This window comes from Endozoicomonas sp., assembly GCF_965196975.1.
GTDB lineage: Bacteria > Pseudomonadota > Gammaproteobacteria > Pseudomonadales > Endozoicomonadaceae > Endozoicomonas.
Map to the genome: position 1 here is coordinate 4102900 of NZ_OZ239981.1, position 17597 is coordinate 4120496.

At 49.3% G+C, this 17597-nt stretch carries 13 protein-coding genes; 3 read left to right on the forward strand and 10 right to left on the reverse strand.

What is annotated here, in order from left to right; translation table 11 throughout:
- Positions 1 to 244 precede the first annotated feature (244 nt).
- From ACOCLE_RS18455 to ACOCLE_RS18465, 3 genes are read left to right on the forward strand one after another with little or no spacing between them, the layout of a single operon-like run.
- Entirely contained in the window at positions 245 to 682 is a 438-nt protein-coding gene (locus tag ACOCLE_RS18455; protein WP_419533698.1) for a hypothetical protein, read from the forward strand.
- Positions 683 to 700: 18 nt separating this feature from the next.
- On the forward strand, positions 701 to 2287 hold the full coding sequence (locus ACOCLE_RS18460; RefSeq protein ID WP_419533699.1) for a type I restriction-modification system subunit M: 1587 nt from the start codon (positions 701 to 703) through the stop codon (positions 2285 to 2287).
- A 60-nt stretch (positions 2288 to 2347) separates the two neighbouring features.
- Positions 2348 to 3628: an ISKra4 family transposase gene (locus tag ACOCLE_RS18465; RefSeq protein WP_419532972.1), complete on the forward strand. Its 1281-nt coding sequence runs from the start codon at positions 2348 to 2350 to the stop codon at positions 3626 to 3628.
- 174 nt (positions 3629 to 3802) lie between these two features.
- Here the strand turns inward: ACOCLE_RS18465 and ACOCLE_RS18470 are convergent, their stop codons facing one another.
- From ACOCLE_RS18470 to ACOCLE_RS18515, 10 genes are all read right to left on the reverse strand, one after another.
- Positions 3803 to 4246: a hypothetical protein gene (locus ACOCLE_RS18470; protein WP_419533700.1), complete on the reverse strand. Its 444-nt coding sequence runs from the start codon at positions 4244 to 4246 to the stop codon at positions 3803 to 3805.
- A 66-nt stretch (positions 4247 to 4312) separates the two neighbouring features.
- Positions 4313 to 5590 carry a Y-family DNA polymerase gene (locus tag ACOCLE_RS18475; protein ID WP_419533701.1) on the reverse strand — a complete coding sequence of 426 codons (1278 nt, stop codon included), beginning with the start codon at positions 5588 to 5590 and terminating at the stop codon, positions 4313 to 4315.
- Positions 5587 to 6009, reverse strand: coding sequence for a LexA family protein (locus ACOCLE_RS18480; protein WP_419533702.1), 423 nt, complete (start codon positions 6007 to 6009; stop codon positions 5587 to 5589). The genes ACOCLE_RS18475 and ACOCLE_RS18480 overlap by 4 nt, the downstream gene beginning before the upstream one ends.
- 479 nt (positions 6010 to 6488) lie before the next feature.
- On the reverse strand, positions 6489 to 6722 hold the full coding sequence (locus ACOCLE_RS18485) for a hypothetical protein (RefSeq protein WP_419533703.1): 234 nt from the start codon (positions 6720 to 6722) through the stop codon (positions 6489 to 6491).
- A gap of 85 nt (positions 6723 to 6807) precedes the next feature.
- Positions 6808 to 8679: a hypothetical protein gene (locus ACOCLE_RS18490; RefSeq protein ID WP_419533704.1), complete on the reverse strand. Its 1872-nt coding sequence runs from the start codon at positions 8677 to 8679 to the stop codon at positions 6808 to 6810.
- A 5-nt stretch (positions 8680 to 8684) separates the two neighbouring features.
- Positions 8685 to 9923: a hypothetical protein gene (locus ACOCLE_RS18495; RefSeq protein WP_419533705.1), complete on the reverse strand. Its 1239-nt coding sequence runs from the start codon at positions 9921 to 9923 to the stop codon at positions 8685 to 8687.
- Positions 9923 to 13459 (reverse strand): hypothetical protein, encoded by a 3537-nt coding sequence (locus ACOCLE_RS18500; RefSeq protein ID WP_419533706.1) that lies wholly within the window; start codon positions 13457 to 13459, stop codon positions 9923 to 9925. The genes ACOCLE_RS18495 and ACOCLE_RS18500 overlap by 1 nt, the downstream gene beginning before the upstream one ends.
- A gap of 68 nt (positions 13460 to 13527) precedes the next feature.
- Positions 13528 to 14160 carry a hypothetical protein gene (locus tag ACOCLE_RS18505; RefSeq protein ID WP_419533707.1) on the reverse strand — a complete coding sequence of 211 codons (633 nt, stop codon included), beginning with the start codon at positions 14158 to 14160 and terminating at the stop codon, positions 13528 to 13530.
- Between the two features lie 35 nt (positions 14161 to 14195).
- The gene (locus ACOCLE_RS18510; protein ID WP_419533708.1) at positions 14196 to 14579 is read right to left on the reverse strand and encodes a hypothetical protein; all 384 of its coding nucleotides are present in this window, start codon (positions 14577 to 14579) and stop codon (positions 14196 to 14198) included.
- Positions 14579 to 17548: a tape measure protein gene (locus ACOCLE_RS18515; protein ID WP_419533709.1), complete on the reverse strand. Its 2970-nt coding sequence runs from the start codon at positions 17546 to 17548 to the stop codon at positions 14579 to 14581. The genes ACOCLE_RS18510 and ACOCLE_RS18515 overlap by 1 nt, the downstream gene beginning before the upstream one ends.
- Positions 17549 to 17597: the final 49 nt, after the last annotated feature.

Genomic DNA, 17597 nt, shown 5'->3' on the forward strand with positions numbered 1-17597 from the left:
ATAAAACACCCCTGCGACGAGTTGTGTCGCATGCAAACCAAAAAGTGAAATTTTTTCTAATCAGTACTTCGCAAATACACGACTACCCCCTTTCACCTTAGATGCGTACAATGATTGACTTCCAAAAATTTCTTTTCGAGCTATCTGGACCCATGCTCCCCGGCCTCAATCGCAGGTAACGGTAAAATCCACGGGCGGTAGCGTCTTTGCGAATCAATGCTGGTCTTTCTTTTAGTACCACACCATGAATATTAGTGAACGGGTTACCAGTGAACTGGCTAATTACCTCTGCGAAAAGATTAGTCAAAAAGTCATCAGGCTATTACAAAAAAGAAAAGACCTGCTGTCTGGCGATCAATCGACCCTCAAGACCACATGGGATGAAATTTGTGTCCAGGTTCAGGGGGATGAGTCCTACTATTGGGGTGCATACGATCATACAGTCTGCAGCTTGATTGAGGGCTACCTTGAAGAACTACAGCAATATGAACTGGTGGCAATCTCCTTGCAGACTGATGAAATTGACTACGAAGACGAGCCTGAATGGGTGGCCTTGTCTCATGATGATCTCGCCAGTTATATCGCCAGAAACTATGTCTATGCCAAAGCCATGAACTGGTCAAACCACCGTATTACTGCTTATCTTGATAGCTTTTGTGAATACGATGGATACACCTACTAATCACTACTGAATCAACTTATGTCTGAACAACACAAGCAAACCCTTCAGCGTCAATTATGGAATATTGCTAACAGTCTTCGTGGCAATATGGGTGCTGATGAATTTCGGGATTACATCCTCGGCTTTATTTTCTACAAATACCTCTCCGAGAAAATTCACCTGCATGCTAATGAAATCCTTAAAGAGGATGGACTGTTTTTTGAGAAGCTTGATCCCGCCAGTGCGGAGGATGCCGAGGTCCTCAGTGATGTACGGGAAGACTGCCTTGATACTTTGGGCTACTACCTGGAACCCAATGAGCTGTTCAGTGCCCTTGCCGCCAAAGGTCAGCAGGAGCGGGATAACTTTATTATTGAAGATTTACAGGAGATCCTGAAACACATCGAACAGAGCACTATGGGTGCGGCCAGTGAAGACGACTTTACCGGGCTGTTTGATGATATTGACCTCAGCTCCAATAAACTGGGCAAAACCGCTGAAGCGAAAAATGCACTGATTGCCAGAGTATTGGCCCATCTGGATGCCATCGACTTTCAGCTGGAAAATACCGAAATTGATGTGTTGGGTGATGCCTATGAGTATCTGATCGGGCAGTTTGCCAGTGGTGCCGGTAAGTCAGCCGGTGAGTTCTACACCCCGCAAGCGGTTTCTACGCTTCTGGCAAAGATTGTCACTCATGGCAAGGATCGTCTGAAAAGCGTTTATGACCCAACTTGTGGTTCTGGCTCTTTGTTACTCCGAGTGGCCAGAGAGGTCAAAACGGTTGGGCATTTTTACGGACAGGAATCCAACCCGACCACTTACAACCTTGCCCGAATGAATATGATTCTTCACGGGGTTCATTTCAGTCAGTTTGATATTCAGCAGGACGATACCCTTGAGTATCCTCATCATAAAGAGGAGCGGTTTGAAGCGGTGGTGGCCAATCCGCCATTTTCTGCCAACTGGAGTGCAAACCCTCTGCATTTGACCGATGAACGTTTTGCGGACTATGGCAAACTGGCACCCAAGGGAAAAGCTGACTTTGCCTTTGTTCAGCATATGATTCATCAGCTGGACGACAATGGTACGATGGCAGTAGTTTTACCCCATGGGGTTCTATTTCGTGGAGCTGCGGAAAGCCATATTCGACGGTTTTTGGTTGAAAATCGTAACTATATTGATGCCATCATTGGCTTACCCAAAAACATTTTTTACGGCACAGAGATCCCGACCTGTATTCTGGTGCTGAAGAAACAACGTACATTGACCGGCGAAAATAGCGGTAACATTCTGTTTATTGATTCAAGTGCATACTTTGGCAAGGGAACAAATCAGAACTATCTTCGGGATGAAGACATCAAACGAATATTTGATAATTATAAAAGCCGTGAAACGGTTGACAAATTCGCCTATGTTGCTCCATTAACAGAAGTGGAAGAAAACGAATTTAATCTTAATATACCTCGTTATGTTGACACCTTTGAGGAAGAAGCTCCAATTGATCTCGCTTCTCTCTCAAAGCAGATAACAGATCTGGATAAAGACATTGAACAGACAGATGCGGCTATTGCTGAATTTTGTCATGCCTTGAATATTAAAAGGGTGCTCTCTCTGAATGATTGAAACAATAGTGCTCTATTTTCACAGCTACTATGGGAACACCACTCATAATAGTTAACTGTCATGCCCGCTTCTGTTATTTCCAGCTCTACCAAAAGCATCGTTTTGCAAATTGAAGTTTCTATAGATTCAGGCAACATGCTGAATCTTGAAGATAGTTTACAGCGTGCACTCAATGAAGCCGGGCAGCTTGGAACAAAAGAGTTATTGGGGCTATTTGAATCACCCAATAAAGAACCTATCGTCGTTAATCAGCAGAAGTGGAACTACAAAGGAAAGGTTCTTAAGCACTATGAAACCTTATACGGTCGTATACCTTTGGAGCGCTCCGTATATCAGGGTGTCAGAGGTGGCAGTACTCTGGCAGCACTTGATCTTCGTGCCGGTATTATTGGTTCAGCTACCCCCAAATTTGCCAAGTCTATCGCCTGGAAATACAGCCAGATGCCAGCGCCTGCGGTAAAAGAAGATTTTGAGACCAACCATCAAAGGACGCTTTCAAATTCTTATATCAAGCATTTATCGGACAGAGTAGGTGCATTAATTGAAGACCAGCAAGACACTCACTACCACCTTCCTCCACTAAAAGAGCCTGTTGAAACAATAGCCATTGGTCTGGATGGAACCTGCATGCTGCTTTGTGAAGAAGGCTGGAGGGAAGCCATGTGTGGGACATTGAGCCTATATTCTGCAGATGGAGACAGGCTCCACACGATATATACAGCCAGTTCGCCAGAGTATGGTAAACAAAGCTTTATGAGCAAGCTCGACGAGGAGATTGCAGATCTAAAACGACTCTACCCAAATGCCACATACATCGGGGTAGCTGACGGGGCTAGAGAAAACTGGAGTTATTTGAAACAACATACCTCTGGGCAGATACTCGATTTTTATCATGCATCTGAATATTTAGCTGGAGCAGCGGAAGCACTGTTTCCAACCAGTAAGGCGAAGCGACACCAGTGGCTTGAAGACAGGCTACATAGTTTGAAAAACAAGCGTGGAGCAGCCAAAAAAATCCTTCAGGAAATTGAATCAGCCGAGCTCCCGAAAAAGACAATCGCACTGACAGAGAAGCGCTACAAAGCTGTGAGCTATTTTACAAACAATCACCAGTTAATGAATTATCATCAGGCGCTTAAACGCCATTGGCCAATAGGTTCAGGAGTTACTGAAGCGGCTTGTAAGACTCTGGTAAAGCAACGATTATGTGGTTCTGGAATGAGGTGGAAAGCAACAGGAGCGGAAGTGCTTTTGACAACAAGAGCACTGATCCAGAGTAAGGGGCGCTGGGAACAACTTTGGTCTGAGTTCATGACTGGAAAGGTTGAAGCTAACCTATGAGTCAGTTATCAAATTGAGAGAGCACCCAATCCTAATAAGCAGAAATTTAATTATATTATTACTCCAGATCCAAACGGCATTTTTGATGATTTTGATGATAAACTGCCTTTCTAAAGCGTAGAAGTTCAGACTTGACCTTACAGTTACCGATTTTCAAGAAGCTGTCTGTCAGTTTCACCCGACCACACCCAGTTCAAAGATCGCCCTTTCACGGTACTTGACCGCCCTATTGTAGGCTTCTTTGTCACCATATTCCTGAATGGAAAAATACTTGCTTTTTTTCTTTATCCGTTGACCCAGCGGGTCAGTCGGATCAAGTTCGACCCAGTCTGCTCGCCAGTAGGTAACGCCAATAGAATTGGTGCATTTACGGACACCAACAGCCTTTGATCTCGCCTGCTCCAGCAACGGCTTCTTCAGCTCAAAAGCTTCGGCAGGCAGGCTGTCACGAAAGGCCTTTGCCGTCGCTTTTGCCGGTTCGATACCACCGAGTTTGTTGGCAGCGAACTGATGCGTTGTACCATAGGCATACACACGCCATACCTTTCGCTTCGGGTCTAACGACAGGTGATGGTCAGGTTCCAGCTCATCCAGTAGTTTTCGCTGTTCAGGCGTCATTGTTCAATTCATCCTGCTGCCAGATGCCATCTGGTTTTCTTCCAGCCAACCAGCAAGTGCACACTTTCATATTCTGACTCGTATAATATCTCGCCATTGAGTCGTATAACAGGGACTCAATGCCTGCTGATTCATATGCCACTGCTGAGACTCAAACCCCACTGAAGCAGGCCGCAGTGTTTGGCTTCCAAAACGTTGATTGATGGCATCCAGTACCGACATCATCCGGGTATTTTCGGGGTTTGATGCTGCTGTCAGTAAATCTCCCTGAAAGCCCTGGCCGGAGCAAAGATCCATGAGGGCGAAGCCTGCCTTTTTATACTCGTAACCCTCCTGAAACAGTATGTCCAAAGCCGGAGTTAACTGTTGTAGCCAGACCGAGCTATCGCTGGTAGGAGACGGTGCCATCAGCTTAAGACTTCGGCCTGTTTGTGGGAGGTTGTCTTTAAAGGGGTCAGTCCTGATAAAGAGGATGGCTTCACGGGAATACTGCTTTTGCTTTCTGAGTTTCTCGCAGGCACGACAGATAAAACTGGCCAGTGCCGCATGAAGTTCCTGTTTGGTGGTGACTCGATGGCCAAAGCTTCTTGAACACATGATCTGGTGTTTATTGGCTGAACCTCCTTCCTCCCAGGGAATGCAGTATTCTCCCTGGAGTTCGCAGACTGTGCGTTCCAACACTACAGAAAACTGTTTCTTGATCCATTGTCGATTGGCGTTTGCCAGTTGTGCCGCTGTATGAATGCCTGCCGCCTCCAGCCGTTTTCCGATTCGCCGGCCGACGCCCCATACTTCACCAACCGGGGTAATCGCCATTAGCCGCTGCTGGCGAACTGGGCTGGTTAAGTCCACAACGCCACCAGTTGCCGGAAATTTCTTGGCCGCGTAATTCGCCAGTTTGGCGAGTGTTTTGGTGGTAGAGATGCCCACGCCAATGGGGAGCCCTGTCCACTGGAATACCCGCTGTTTCATGTCCCGGCCTCTGGCATGCAGGTTGTCTTCAGGAAAACCGGAGAGGTCAACAAAGGCTTCATCGATGGAATACACTTCCAGCTTCGGGCTGAACTGTTCCAGCACCGACATAAAACGGGAGGACATATCGCCGTAGAGTGCATAGTTGGAGCTTCTCAGAATGATCTCGCCACGCTCTACCTGATCCCTGACTTTGAATGCCGGTGTACCCATGGCAACGCCCAGTGCTTTGAGTTGCGCTGTTCTGGCAACAATGCAGCCATCGTTATTGCTCAGCACGCCCAGGGCTTTATCAAGCAGGGATGGATTAAAGACCTGCTCGCAGGAACAGTAAAAGGCGTTGGCGTCGCAGAGGGCGATTACTTCCTTCATCGCAGGTGGTGAATGACTTCAGTCACCACACCCCAAACAGTAATTTCCTGTTCAGAATCGAGCTTAACGGGCGGGTAGTCCGGGTTTTCAGAATGGAGTTCTGGCTTGTTGTTGCGGTAGATGAGGCGCTTTACGATTAACTCACCATCCAGCAGAGTGAGTATCACATCACCATCTTTTGGGGATAGCGAGCGGTCAATAATGAGGATATCACCATCGAAGATACCGGCACCTTCCATGGATCGTCCCTGGGCTCTTGCAAAAAAAGTGGCAGCAGGATGGCGGATTAGCAGTTGATCAAGGGACAGTGTTTCTTGCAGGTAATCTGCCGCTGGGCTGGTAAATCCGCAGGCTGCGGGGCTCCGGTAGAAGGGTAATACTTCTGGGGTGGGTTGTGGAAGGATCTGGATTGGCTTCATGCCACTTCAACTCAAAGACTGTTTATATATACAGTATAGTCATTTGATCTGATTCTTGTGTCAAGCTAATGAGCAGTGATGCAGGCGGGTTAGCAAATAAGATATTCAGTGTTTAAGCCGGCTGTGGATAAACAGATAAATCCAGCGTTCTGTGAAAACAAGATTTCTAGATAACCTTTCTTATTACAGGATGTTATGCACAATTCTCTCTGGACTTGTCATCAGATTTGAGTCGATGTGTAACCTGTTGATAAATTGTGTGCTTATTGTTAGTCAAGCCTGATCATGAATGGTAATGATTTCGGTTTTTCTTATTGCGTAGCTCGATGAGTCATCCAGAATTTATGTGGAAAACGCTGTGGATAAACCGTGAGGAGATGAGTCTGAGTGGCAAAAAAGGAGGGTTATAAACAACTGATCATTTTTTGATCGATCAATATCGGCTGAATTTTGGATAACTTTATTATTTTTTGCTTACCTCAAACTTCCACTTCATAGTGAGCGAGATCAGGTGCTATACCTCTTATCTCCCCATCCTGAATAAATGCCTTCAAGCCAACACTTACTGATTCCCCTTTCACGGTGATCACTGAACCATCTCTCAGCTCTGCCTGACTGGTACCGTTGCCGTTGTTAGCAGTAATGGTGGCGATGACACGCATGCCTTCAGGAATCAGAGCCTTGAACTGCTGCCAGATATTGGTGGTTGCCATAATCCCTCCATAGACTATGTTTAACCTGTCGTTTTAATGACAAACCAATGCGCTTAAGTCCCAGTATTACCATACTGGGCACTTTTTAATAATGCCGCTCGAGCTCTACTGACTGAACAACATTCCCCACGCCGCTTGCACTGATGCTGGTCGCCAGACAGAGGGCTTGCCAGTTTCCGCTCTCTCCTAAAAGTGTATCCTGAACCTCTACCAGCATCCCCGGCTCAATTAACCCGGGTGCTGTGTTGGTGTCGGTCAATGGCAGTTCAATGGTGGTAATGCTCTGGTTGCCCCCCTTGGCGAGCTCATTTCGGCCACGCTCGGTATTGACCTGCGTTTCGGTAAGCCAGTCTTCCAGAATATCGGGAGCCGGGTTATCGCCATTGGAGCCGGTTCTTTTGACGTTGACTGTAACGCCTGCATTGGTGCCGGAAACATAAACCGCATTGTAAGCCTGCTCCGGTCGCCAGTTGGCACTCAAGCTAATGACCATACTGGCTGGAACGATCTTGTCCATCGTGGCGGTGTTCCAATGCCAAGGGCTGGCAGGGTAGCGAGGTTGAATGCTCACCTGATCGTTATCTCGACTTGGGATAACCACTGATCCTGCCGTGGTAGCTATCTTGGCCACCACTTGTATAGGGGTCTGGTTCTGATAGCTGAATGAACCTCCAGGCATTATCCAATCGGGTGTGCTGTAGTCGTTCAGATCGGGATAGATTGCCGTGAAGCCGCTCTCTTCAAAGAAAGGGGCCAGCTCTTCGGTAATAGCCTGTTTAGCGTTGAGGTTGGCGCTGTTGCTCTTGCTTCTCTGTGGCGCATAAGGCGATGCCAAAAGCTGCGTTCGGCTGCTGCCATAGAGTGTGTAACGCTCATCCCCGAACCGTCTGTTTGTGCTGTAACGCTCAATAATGAAGATCCACTTCCAGCCGTTGATATCCACCTCGATCTGCTTTGGACCGTTCTCGTCCGGTTCCACCAGTGCGATATTGGAAGCGCCCCAAAGCTCTCCGGTAAAGCTCCAAGAGAAGCTATCAATATCCAGACTGATTTCCATTGAGGGCAGTTCGAGCGGTGTCCGGACAGGCAATACGACGGTGGTGATAACGTTCATAAGCAGATAACTCTCCCTGATCTCTGGCTGCTCTGGCTCCGGCTTTTCCACAATGTTCGGGTCTGTCTCGCCGCCATAGTTGCCGGTTACGCTCTCATCCTTGGCTTTCTGGCCGAAGCCCCACGGCAGGATAACTGGCTGATCCTCGGCTCGGTTGCTTTGGAAGATAGAGGAACGTTTACTATCCCTCGGCTGAATAACCTTGGCCTCAATCCTGCGCCCCATTCGGAAGTAAACCGCAGGAGTCGCTTCGGGCGAATAAGGCTGACCGGAAAAACGGAAGTTAAGCAGGCTTGCTCCCGGTATCAGATAGCCGAACTTGTCTATCTGGTGCGGAGGGCTAAATTCATCAACACGGCGAATACTGTTTTGCTTTTTCCGATCTTCAGGCCTGCCTGTTTGCCAACGATCAACTGCACTCTCATCCGTAGCCCTTATTGAGTGATCCCAACGCTGCGAGTGTTTAACATCCTGCAGGTTGGTATGTTTCCAAAGGCTACTTTTTGAACTGTGTTTCGCAACCGACACGCCATGACTAAAACTGACAACGGCACTCTTTTTAGTCACCTCCCCCCAAAATAGCCCGATTGGCAAGGCTTTCAGAGGTGTTGCCTGCTGGCTAGCTTGTGTCCGGCTACTACAAACGGGCAAACTTACGCCATAAGCCACCAGACTGCTTTGCTGGCTACTGAGGCCGGTATCCCAACGCCCTTGGTAAACACTGACGACCGAAGGCGGTGTGACAAAGGCGTATTTCTTTTCTGGATAGAAAGCAAAGCCAGTAACCGGCACATAAGGATCGAGGCCGAAAATGAAATCAGCTTGGTCAGGTATATAAGCCATCGTTATCAGCTGGCAGGAATGATGGTAGGGATTATTGGACCGTGTACCAGTGGACGACTAAACGGTTTTGCTGTGAATTGAGCAGTACCTATCGTCTGGCTCGTATCAGTCTCATACCACCAGACCGGTTCTGTATTGCCAGTGGTGCCAGCGAGAGTGCATTGGTAGACATAGCCCTGAAAGTTTGCAGGCCTGATAACATCACCGACAACATAGGCTGTATCCGGTTGCCAGACAGAGCCGTATTCGTCCGCTGCCATTACCATTACTGCGCCCTCGTAAGGGCTGGTATCCAAGGTATAGGTTCCATCAACATCGCTGCTGACAGTGCTATCGAGAACAGCATGCTTGGTCAATTCGCTATCGGTCACTGCCAACTGCGCCTCGGTAATAGCCATAACTCTTCGGGCAACAAAAAGATCATTCTCTGTAATGACACCCTGAACCTGTGTGGTGTTGCCATTGCCGGGAATGATAATCCCCCCGGCTCCGGCATCACCACCGCCACCACCAGCTGAAGGGATAGCATTACCATCAGTCCAGATGACCTTTGTATCATCGCTATTAACCCAACTTAGGCTGCTGTCTATGTTATTGCGCCGGGTAGCGACTTTTAGAGGTTCAGCCACATTCTCAAAATCAGAGTTCCATATCGTCTGATAGGTACTAATTGCGGACGCATTTTTTACTGGCGATGAGTTATAAATATTGGATAAGTGAAAGTCCGTGATTAACAGACCTGCTGCAAAGGTATTCGTCTTAGACGCGTAGCCCAGTGAAACTTCCTGATAACTATACCAGGGAAAGGTATAGTTTTTACTTGATTGCAAATTAACAACGGTATCTCGTGTGCCATTGATGTGCATGACCAACTTATCAGGCGTATAACTCCGGCTCGCATTCATAGTGATTACGATTTCAACAGGCACACCTGTCGGCAATATGGCAGTTGATTCTCCCTTTGTTCCTACACGACCATCACTAGACCTTTCCGTTCGATAATGTAAAACCCCATTTTCAACCCAAATATCTGTCCGATAAACAGAATTACCAGTTGTAGTTGCAAAGCCATCGATATTTAAAAGCGGAACACTTTTTGTCGCCGTTGACTCATGCAAAATCAACGTCATTACAAAATGAAGTTCGGAAACTGACGAATTAAACGCCTCATTATCCGCCGCATAAATTCGAGGAGTAGATAGCTTTCCTGCAACGTTATCTTCGGGAAACCATATTCCAGCCATTAGTCAGCATCCCCCCTGATCTGAAGCGTAAAATCATCATTGGTCTCTGTTCCCTGACCGGCGAGAACCGTCCGACAGATCCAGATAGGTGCAAGGCAACCATCGGTATTAAATCGGATAGCGTTCCCCGCTGCCCAACCGCTGCCCCAACCATCGGCTCGCAGAGTAAAGTAAGGCACACCTGTTTCCGGGTTAAGTGGCGCTGCATCAGCAATGGTGTTGCCGGTTGCGATGATCCCGAGCTTTTCTTCAACAATCTGGAATGCTGAACCGCTGGTAAAGATGATCGCCCACTTGCCATAGATGGCTCCCTTGTTGGTCACTTCCACCGGATAGTTGATGGTGTTGTATTGGGCGGTGGTCTGGTCGCCGATCCGATGATCTGTCCAGTTCGGATCGCCGTTATCCCAAACCTTCTGGCTGAAAAAGTTTTTCACTCTGGCTTGAAGATCGCCATAAACCACGGCGCTGCTTACTGTGGTTTCGGTTGCCGGTAAGTCCCAAGGGACAGGCGAAATAATAGAGAGATCACCATTGATCTGAACGTCACTTAACACGCTCATGTGCTCGACCCGATCCTTAATGGTGAAAGGTGCAGATAGAGGGTTACTGCCAGCATCAATCAGGCTCAATGGATCGGCAAAGGTAACGGTGCCAGCTTCTCTATCGACGGTGTATTGATCGCTGGCCAGCAGAGCCCCGCTGCTGTCTTCCACCACGATTTCCGCCTGATGGTCACGAGCCAGGTTGATCACCTGACCGGTTGTTGGTGTACCAGCATCGGTGCTTGCCGTATGGCTGATGACCACAATATCCCCGGCACGATAGATAGGCACCTTGCCATCGGGAGGGAGGCGAACCGGATCGAGGCCGATCAATTCCGCATCGAGCGGCAGGCTGGTTTCTACGACACAGTTAAAACGGACACTCTGCGGGATAACGTAGATTGGCTTCTCTTCAGGAGAGCTGCCATCGGTAAACTGAAGCTCACACCAGCCTGTGGTTACGTCGATTTTTCCGACCACTTCTGCGGTATTGATCTCACCGTTAAAGTCAGCCGTTGCCGTAATAATATCCCCGTTATCCACCCGCACCGCCGTTAGCTGCAAGCTGCCCTGACGGATCGGAGCACCGGGAGTACGGAAGGCGACCGCATCAATCTTAAAGCCAACGCCAACGGTGGCTGCTGCCTGAATGGTGGCGGTGCTGACCGATCCCTCTGGATAGCTCGCCAGTGTCGCCATACCACCGCTGTAGTCAACCCTGCCTACCTGAACCCCGGCATTGGTTTTAGTGCTCAGGTTTTTATAGAGAGAACCGTCCCGGTCAAAGTAGGTTTCACCGTTCCATTCAAAGATCACGCTGCCGGGGAGCAGGACGGTATTGTCCATCAAGGGCAACAGATCAATGGTCAGTTCTGGTGAGGTGATATTCTCGTTGTACGGTGCATGAGCGAGATTGCTAGCCTGTGCAATGGCCGTAATGGTGCTGCCATTGAAGGTTTGGGTTTTGGAGGTGTTGGTCACGTCCAGTTTTCGAACGTAACCATTAAACGTCTGCTTGATGACGTATTCAGGGTAGGTGTACTGCTCCAACGCCAGAATGGTAAACGCCCCGGTCTGGTAATCAATGGTTCCTGTAACCCCACGCCAACCACCGGAAGTATCATCGCTGATCTGATTAGCCACGTTCCGGGTGGTTTCATAGGTTGTCCAGTCATCCTCGTTTCTGGTTTCGCTCGGCACGTTGGACAGCTGCTCGACCAGAAATTGCAGCTGGATAGAACCTGGGAGCAAGGGAGCACCGGGAATGGTGCCACTCATTACGCCCTGACCATCCACCGAGACAATCACCTCGCCACCGGCACTGGTGCCTTCCTCATAGGTCAGTTGAATCTCGGTGCCGCTGTCGGGCAGAAAATCCAGCTTAAAGCTCAACTCGCCGGGAGCGTAGTGGATAGCACCGTTACCGTCACCAGTGAGAAGCCCATTGGCCTGATCGGTCAGGGTTTTATTCTGGCCAGAGGAAACATACGTCACCGTCATCGAGCCGGGTTTAATGCCGGGTTTCTCGACGGTATGGCGAAAGGTCATATCATCCACTGGCACCGAGCCGGTTCGGATAGTGACCTCGTCGTCATTCTGCGCCACGTAGCTGAAGACGATTGCACTGTCAGGATCGGGCAGTGCATCGAGGGTGATCGCAGCAGATCCCGTTGCAAAGATTATGGTGCCGGTTCCCGAGCCGGTCATCTGGCCTGCGCCAGTATCCCGAATGTCCTGCCATTTCCCAAGAGCGATATAACTGACCACCAGCGTTCCCGGCCTTGGTTTGGCCTCGGCCATATTCAGGGTGTAGTTAAAGCCCCGGTTCTGGTTGGTGATCGGGATAGCCCCACTGATCGCAGCCCCGGTAATCGCCACGGCTGGCTGATAAGTCGCATTGGCGGTGGCCGTGGTATAGCTGCTCGCTCGCCAGACGTTGATCTCCCCGAGCTCATAATCCACGGTCAATTTGCTGAAATTATTGGTCCCGCTTTTATGGAGCAGATGACCCGCACCGTCATCTTCAAAGGTGCCACCTTCGAGTGACAGGGAGAGGGTTTTGGGCAGCACGCCACGCTGGACATAGCTTCGGCTCTGGTTACCGGAAATATGCACAAAACGACAGCTGACCGAACGGGTAGTATCAGCCGTAGCCACCATGGTTTTGCCGGTATAGCCACCGTATTGATCGAGCAACGGGCTTTCGACCTTGGCACTCGGCACCAGTGGCGCATAAACGCTCTCGGCCTTAACCGTTAAGTCGCCAGCGGTCACATTGGCACTTAATGGCTGAATACCATAATAACGAGAGGTATCAGCTATCTGTGTCCCATAAATGGTGCTGGTTTCTTCCTCCGGTTCTCCGGGGACTGGCTGCGCTCCGACAAAAGTTGTTACTAACGGAGCACTGATCTCCATTTCTACCTTACGCCGGTTAAAATCGACGTACTCTGAACCGTTGTGATAGGTAAACGTGACCACCGAATGGTCAACAGACGTAATACGGATAAACTGGCTCGTTAGCCCATCGGGAGTGGTGAGCTTATAGACTTCACCAATTTCAGGAACCGCCCATTCCTCACGTTGATAGCCGACAATGGCACGCTGACCTTCCAGCTGATCGCCGACCAGTTCCCATGATGCTTTAATACCGGGAACCACATAACTCTCAATTCTGTCTCTGGCATCGAGGCGCTCATCGGTCTGGCTGTCGGTATTGAACAGCAAAACACTGACATTCTGATCCTTGGGAGGCTCGGTCAGAATAAGGTGACTGCCGAGGTAAATGTCATTGTTATCGGTGCTGATCCCAATAAACGCCTTACGCAGGGCAACATCACCAATGGTTCGGTCGATCCGGGAAATATCCTGAAAGAGATTATTGACGTTGCCATCAATGACCTCGTTCCCAGTGACCCGACCGCCACCGTCTTCCTCATCGGTGAGGCGCTGGCTTTCGAAGAGTTTTACATCATCACTGTTAATAGCCATCGGTTTTCCTTTTCTTCAGGCGAAAAAAAACCGCCAATTTGGCGGTTATTTCGGATTCCGGTTAATTGTCAAAAACCATCCCGATGTGTTGCCATGGGCTGCTTCTTTCTGGTGAAAAACTCAAGAACCTTTCGTTTAAAGCGTACTCTCCTTCGCTTTCGTTCTTCAATACTCCACTGTTTTTCTCGCTTTTCTTCTTCCTGCTCAATCAGAGCTTGTCGTTCTGCCACATACTGTTCAGAGATATCGGTTATTTTTTGGAGCCTGCCTTCCAAAAATACCACCTTTTTGACATCGTTGTACTCAACTGCAGGAGCACTGCCGTGGTTACCACGCCCCAGGTTACCTACCCAGTCTTTTCCAAGAATCACCTCACCAGAATAATCCAGAGGCAACCATACATCGGTGTAACTCCGACCCAGAATAAAGGCATACGCAGGATCATCGGGTTTGGGAAGAGGGTCAGGTTTAACGCCATTGACCAATGGGTCATCGTCGAAGACACCTAAAGTCATTGATCGAGCAAACAACTGACCATCTTTACATTCATAGCTGACAATATAACCTGCCCAACAAAAAGTGCCGATAGAGGACACTTTAATTCCCAGCATATCCGGGTGAAATATTGGATGAGGATCTGCTTTGGTAACACGATAAGAAGCATCATCAATGGTAAGACTGCTTGTGAGCTGGTTGGTCATCGTTATTACTCTCCCTGACCTATGAACCGACCGAATCATGACACGGTTATAAGCCTTAATGAAAGATGGTAATAACTGTTATCGGCTGGGTAAGCTTCTTCGATTACCTGAGTCGCTGAGACAGGGCTGCCAGCGTTTCTATCGAAAATAACATTTAACTGTCGCATGTCTGATAACGTCAGGATCATGACTTTATCTGGCTCCGAGCTCAAATTTTGAAGCTCTGATACTGTCTTGCGCGAAACCCATCCTGCATTCTGGCCTCCAGTCAGTAAAATAGGACGACCATGCATTTTTATCTGCTCCTGAACCAAGAGTGCTCCGGTTAAACTGCGTTCCTGGCTTTGCTCGACGGGATTCCAGTCGAACTCATTGATCCAGAGCAGATCATCAGGGAGGGTAATGGTGTCCAGTTGCATCAGACCGTCCTCATACCTGCGTTTTTCAGGGCTTCCAGCAGTTTGGTTTCATCCGTTGAATCAATGCCGACATTGACCGCACCGCCGGGGTATTCGAGCTGGATAATTTTTTGTGGAGCCGGTTGTGTGGTTCGGGTGGTAGGTGCTGACGTGCTCACCTGGTTCTCTTGGAGGATTTGGGCTTTTTCATTGTTGGCCTGCCGGATACGTTCGTTGTAAATCTGTTCACTGATCCGCAGGGCAGAGGTGATATTCTTGATCGCCTCCTGATCCCCTTTGGCAATAGCCTCGGCCTGCTGTGCCTTCAGATCGTCACGCTGCGTTTGATAACGGCGTTGCTCAATATCCGACTGCCTGCCCTGTAATTCATCCAGTTCATCTTGCAGACTGTTGAGGGTATTTCGGGAACTCTCACCAAGGCTGGCCATGTTTTGCTCTGCCGAGCGAATGGCATTGTTGAGGCGGTCTAAATCCTGATTATTCAGGAGATTCATCGTATCAGCGGCTCGCTCGCCCTGACGGATAAAACTTCTCGCTGTGGAGCCGCCGAGTTCATAACTTTCTAACAGTTCTTCGAGGGCGATTTTCTGTTCTAAGTACTGACTTTTGACATAAGCAGCATTTTTCGCAGTCTCATTCATCCAACTGCTGATGCCAGTTACATCGAAGGTATAGGAATGCTGCAGCTTGTTAAGTTCTTCTCTGGTTTCTTCCAGCTGACTTTTCAGTTCGGCAATACTGCTGATCGCCTCCTTGGTGTTGACGTTGCCAACGCCATTCATGGCAACAAAGGCATCGTGTGCCGCACCGCTCATGCCCTGTAATTCTGCTGTCAGGGTGTTGTAATGACCGGCCATGACTCCGGCAATGGAAGCGGTGTCTTCAAGAGCTGCGGTTTGTTGCTCCCCAGCCTCGGTGACTTTATCAATACTCTGGCTGGTGCCTTCCGCCTCCTTTTTCAGTTGTGCCAGCTTCTGGCGACTGGCCTCCAGTGCCTGGGTGTACTCTTCCTGAGAGAGTGTTCCGGCAGAAAAGGCTTCGGCCAGTGCCACACCAAGGCTGGCTAATTCGGTGCGGGTTTCAGCCGCGTTGATCTGGCTGATAGCATCCGCTGCATCGGTAAACGCCGCTTTGGTGGTTGCTGCTGCCTGCTCTGCGGTTTGGCCAGTCTGCTCAACGCCTGCCCGGTAGCGCTCCTGTTCCTCCCTGATCTGATCCCAGGTTACCTTGCTTTCACGACGAATGTCTTTTTGTGCCTGCTCATGTTTTTTCGAGAGGGCCTCATAAATACCCACCAATGCGTCTTTGGCTGCATTGGCATCTTCAGCGGTTTGTTTGGCAAACTCTTTGCCAAGAGTGCGCAGATACTGAGTGGTTGCCTGCATCTCTTTGGCAATGGAGTCAGCCCCCACCACCTCTGCCAGTTTTTCCCAGCCGAAGATGATTTCTCCAATGGTATAGAGAAATGCAGTCGCAAAGCCTTTCACCGCCAGTGTGAAACTGTTGAAAAAGAAAGTGACGGTATTGCCAGTTACCGTGAAGGTGGTTTTCAGCTTACCCATCACCGTAGTGATGGTGGAAAAGCTGGTTTCTACCTTTGAAGCAAACCCGTCAAAAGAAAGGCCAGACAGCGCCGATTGAATGGCCTCGCCCATGGCAATAAAGGCATTGCTGATCTTTTTCGCCAGAGCCTGCAAGCGACCGTCCTGATTCATCGCCTCTATTTTCAGGGCGATGGAACCCAGCAGGTTCTTGGTGTATTCCAGAGCACCACTGTCGGCAATTTCAGCCAGGAACTGCTGCCAGCTGTCTTTCAGGTTGCTGACATAACCGGACAGCAAGCTCATATTTTTGGCTGCTGCGCCTTCAGCACTTTTGCCTATTTCGGCAATCAGCAAGGCGATGGTATCCCGTCCCAACTTCCCGGCAGACGATAGCTTCTGTAACTCCTGCACGTTTTTGCCGGTGGCCTTTTCCAGCAGTTCCCATACCGGAACACCGCGCTCTACCAGCTGTAGAATCTCCTCTCCCTGAAGTTTCTGTTTTGCCCAGGCCTGACCGACAGCCAGCGTGATGCCATTCAGCCGCTCCATCCCGCCGCCCAGCTTGGAAGCCTGATCGACAATGGCCTGCATAGACCCATCCATGGGATCGAGACCAAAAGCTTTCAGCCGGACAAATGCTTCAGAGACTTCTTCCAATTGGAATGGCGTGTTGCGGGTAAAGTCCTTAATCCAGGCCAGTGCCCGTTCACCTCCCGCCATGGAGCCCATAATGGCTTCCAGCTGAACGCTCAAGCGCTCAAACTTATCGCCCGTAGTCAGGATGGACTCTATGCCACGTTTGATGGTGTACAGGCCTGCCCCTGCTGCGACCAAGCCAGCGAACCGTCTGGTTAGACGACCAATACCCGATGATGCCTGCTCGGCATCTCTGGCTACTTTCTTCAGCGTTTCTTTCTTGAAAGTGCGGTCAGCTGCTTTTGCCTTTTTATTGGCCTTCTCGAAGGCATAACCAGTGTCTTCTATTTCATGACTGAGCTTCTGCTGTTGCTGTGCCAGCTTGGTACTAGACAGACCTGCTTTGTTCAGTTGATTTCTTACATTGGCCAATGCTTCACGCTGACGACCATACGCCGTGTTGCTTTTTCTGACCTCCTGCCTGGCTTTGGTCAGTGCCAACTCCATTGCTTTGGTAGGCTTCTCAGTACGATCAACTTCTCTGGCCAACGCAGACACTTTTGCCTGAGCAGCACGAAAGGCTTTCCCAGCCTCATAGGTTGCCCGCGTCTGTTTTTCAAACGACGTCAGCAACGCCTTCTGATCTTTCAGCTTGCCGAGCTGCTCTTTCAGGTCAGCCGCTTCGCCCTTGAGATAATCAAGGGACTCTGCGGACTGTTTCACCTTGCCGGACAACGCATCTTTTGCCTTCAGGACTAACTGAATGGCGGACTGTTTGAGTGAGGCCATGGGCTTTTCTATCCAGAAATATGCCCCAAAAATGAGGCTATCAAAGGAA

Excerpts from the sequence above, each read along its gene's own strand:
- ACOCLE_RS18455 (WP_419533698.1), top strand. The coding sequence starts at position 245 with ATGAATATTAGTGAACGGGTTACCAGTGAACTGGCTAATTACCTCTGC.
- ACOCLE_RS18460 (WP_419533699.1), top strand. The coding sequence starts at position 701 with ATGTCTGAACAACACAAGCAAACCCTTCAGCGTCAATTATGGAATATT.
- ACOCLE_RS18465 (WP_419532972.1), top strand. The coding sequence starts at position 2,348 with ATGCCCGCTTCTGTTATTTCCAGCTCTACCAAAAGCATCGTTTTGCAA.
- ACOCLE_RS18470 (WP_419533700.1), bottom strand. The coding sequence starts at position 4,246 with ATGACGCCTGAACAGCGAAAACTACTGGATGAGCTGGAACCTGACCAT.
- ACOCLE_RS18475 (WP_419533701.1), bottom strand. The coding sequence starts at position 5,590 with ATGAAGGAAGTAATCGCCCTCTGCGACGCCAACGCCTTTTACTGTTCC.
- ACOCLE_RS18480 (WP_419533702.1), bottom strand. The coding sequence starts at position 6,009 with ATGAAGCCAATCCAGATCCTTCCACAACCCACCCCAGAAGTATTACCC.
- ACOCLE_RS18485 (WP_419533703.1), bottom strand. The coding sequence starts at position 6,722 with ATGGCAACCACCAATATCTGGCAGCAGTTCAAGGCTCTGATTCCTGAA.
- ACOCLE_RS18490 (WP_419533704.1), bottom strand. The coding sequence starts at position 8,679 with ATGGCTTATATACCTGACCAAGCTGATTTCATTTTCGGCCTCGATCCT.
- ACOCLE_RS18495 (WP_419533705.1), bottom strand. The coding sequence starts at position 9,923 with ATGGCTGGAATATGGTTTCCCGAAGATAACGTTGCAGGAAAGCTATCT.
- ACOCLE_RS18500 (WP_419533706.1), bottom strand. The coding sequence starts at position 13,459 with ATGGCTATTAACAGTGATGATGTAAAACTCTTCGAAAGCCAGCGCCTC.
- ACOCLE_RS18505 (WP_419533707.1), bottom strand. The coding sequence starts at position 14,160 with ATGACCAACCAGCTCACAAGCAGTCTTACCATTGATGATGCTTCTTAT.
- ACOCLE_RS18510 (WP_419533708.1), bottom strand. The coding sequence starts at position 14,579 with ATGCAACTGGACACCATTACCCTCCCTGATGATCTGCTCTGGATCAAT.
- ACOCLE_RS18515 (WP_419533709.1), bottom strand. The coding sequence starts at position 17,548 with ATGGCCTCACTCAAACAGTCCGCCATTCAGTTAGTCCTGAAGGCAAAA.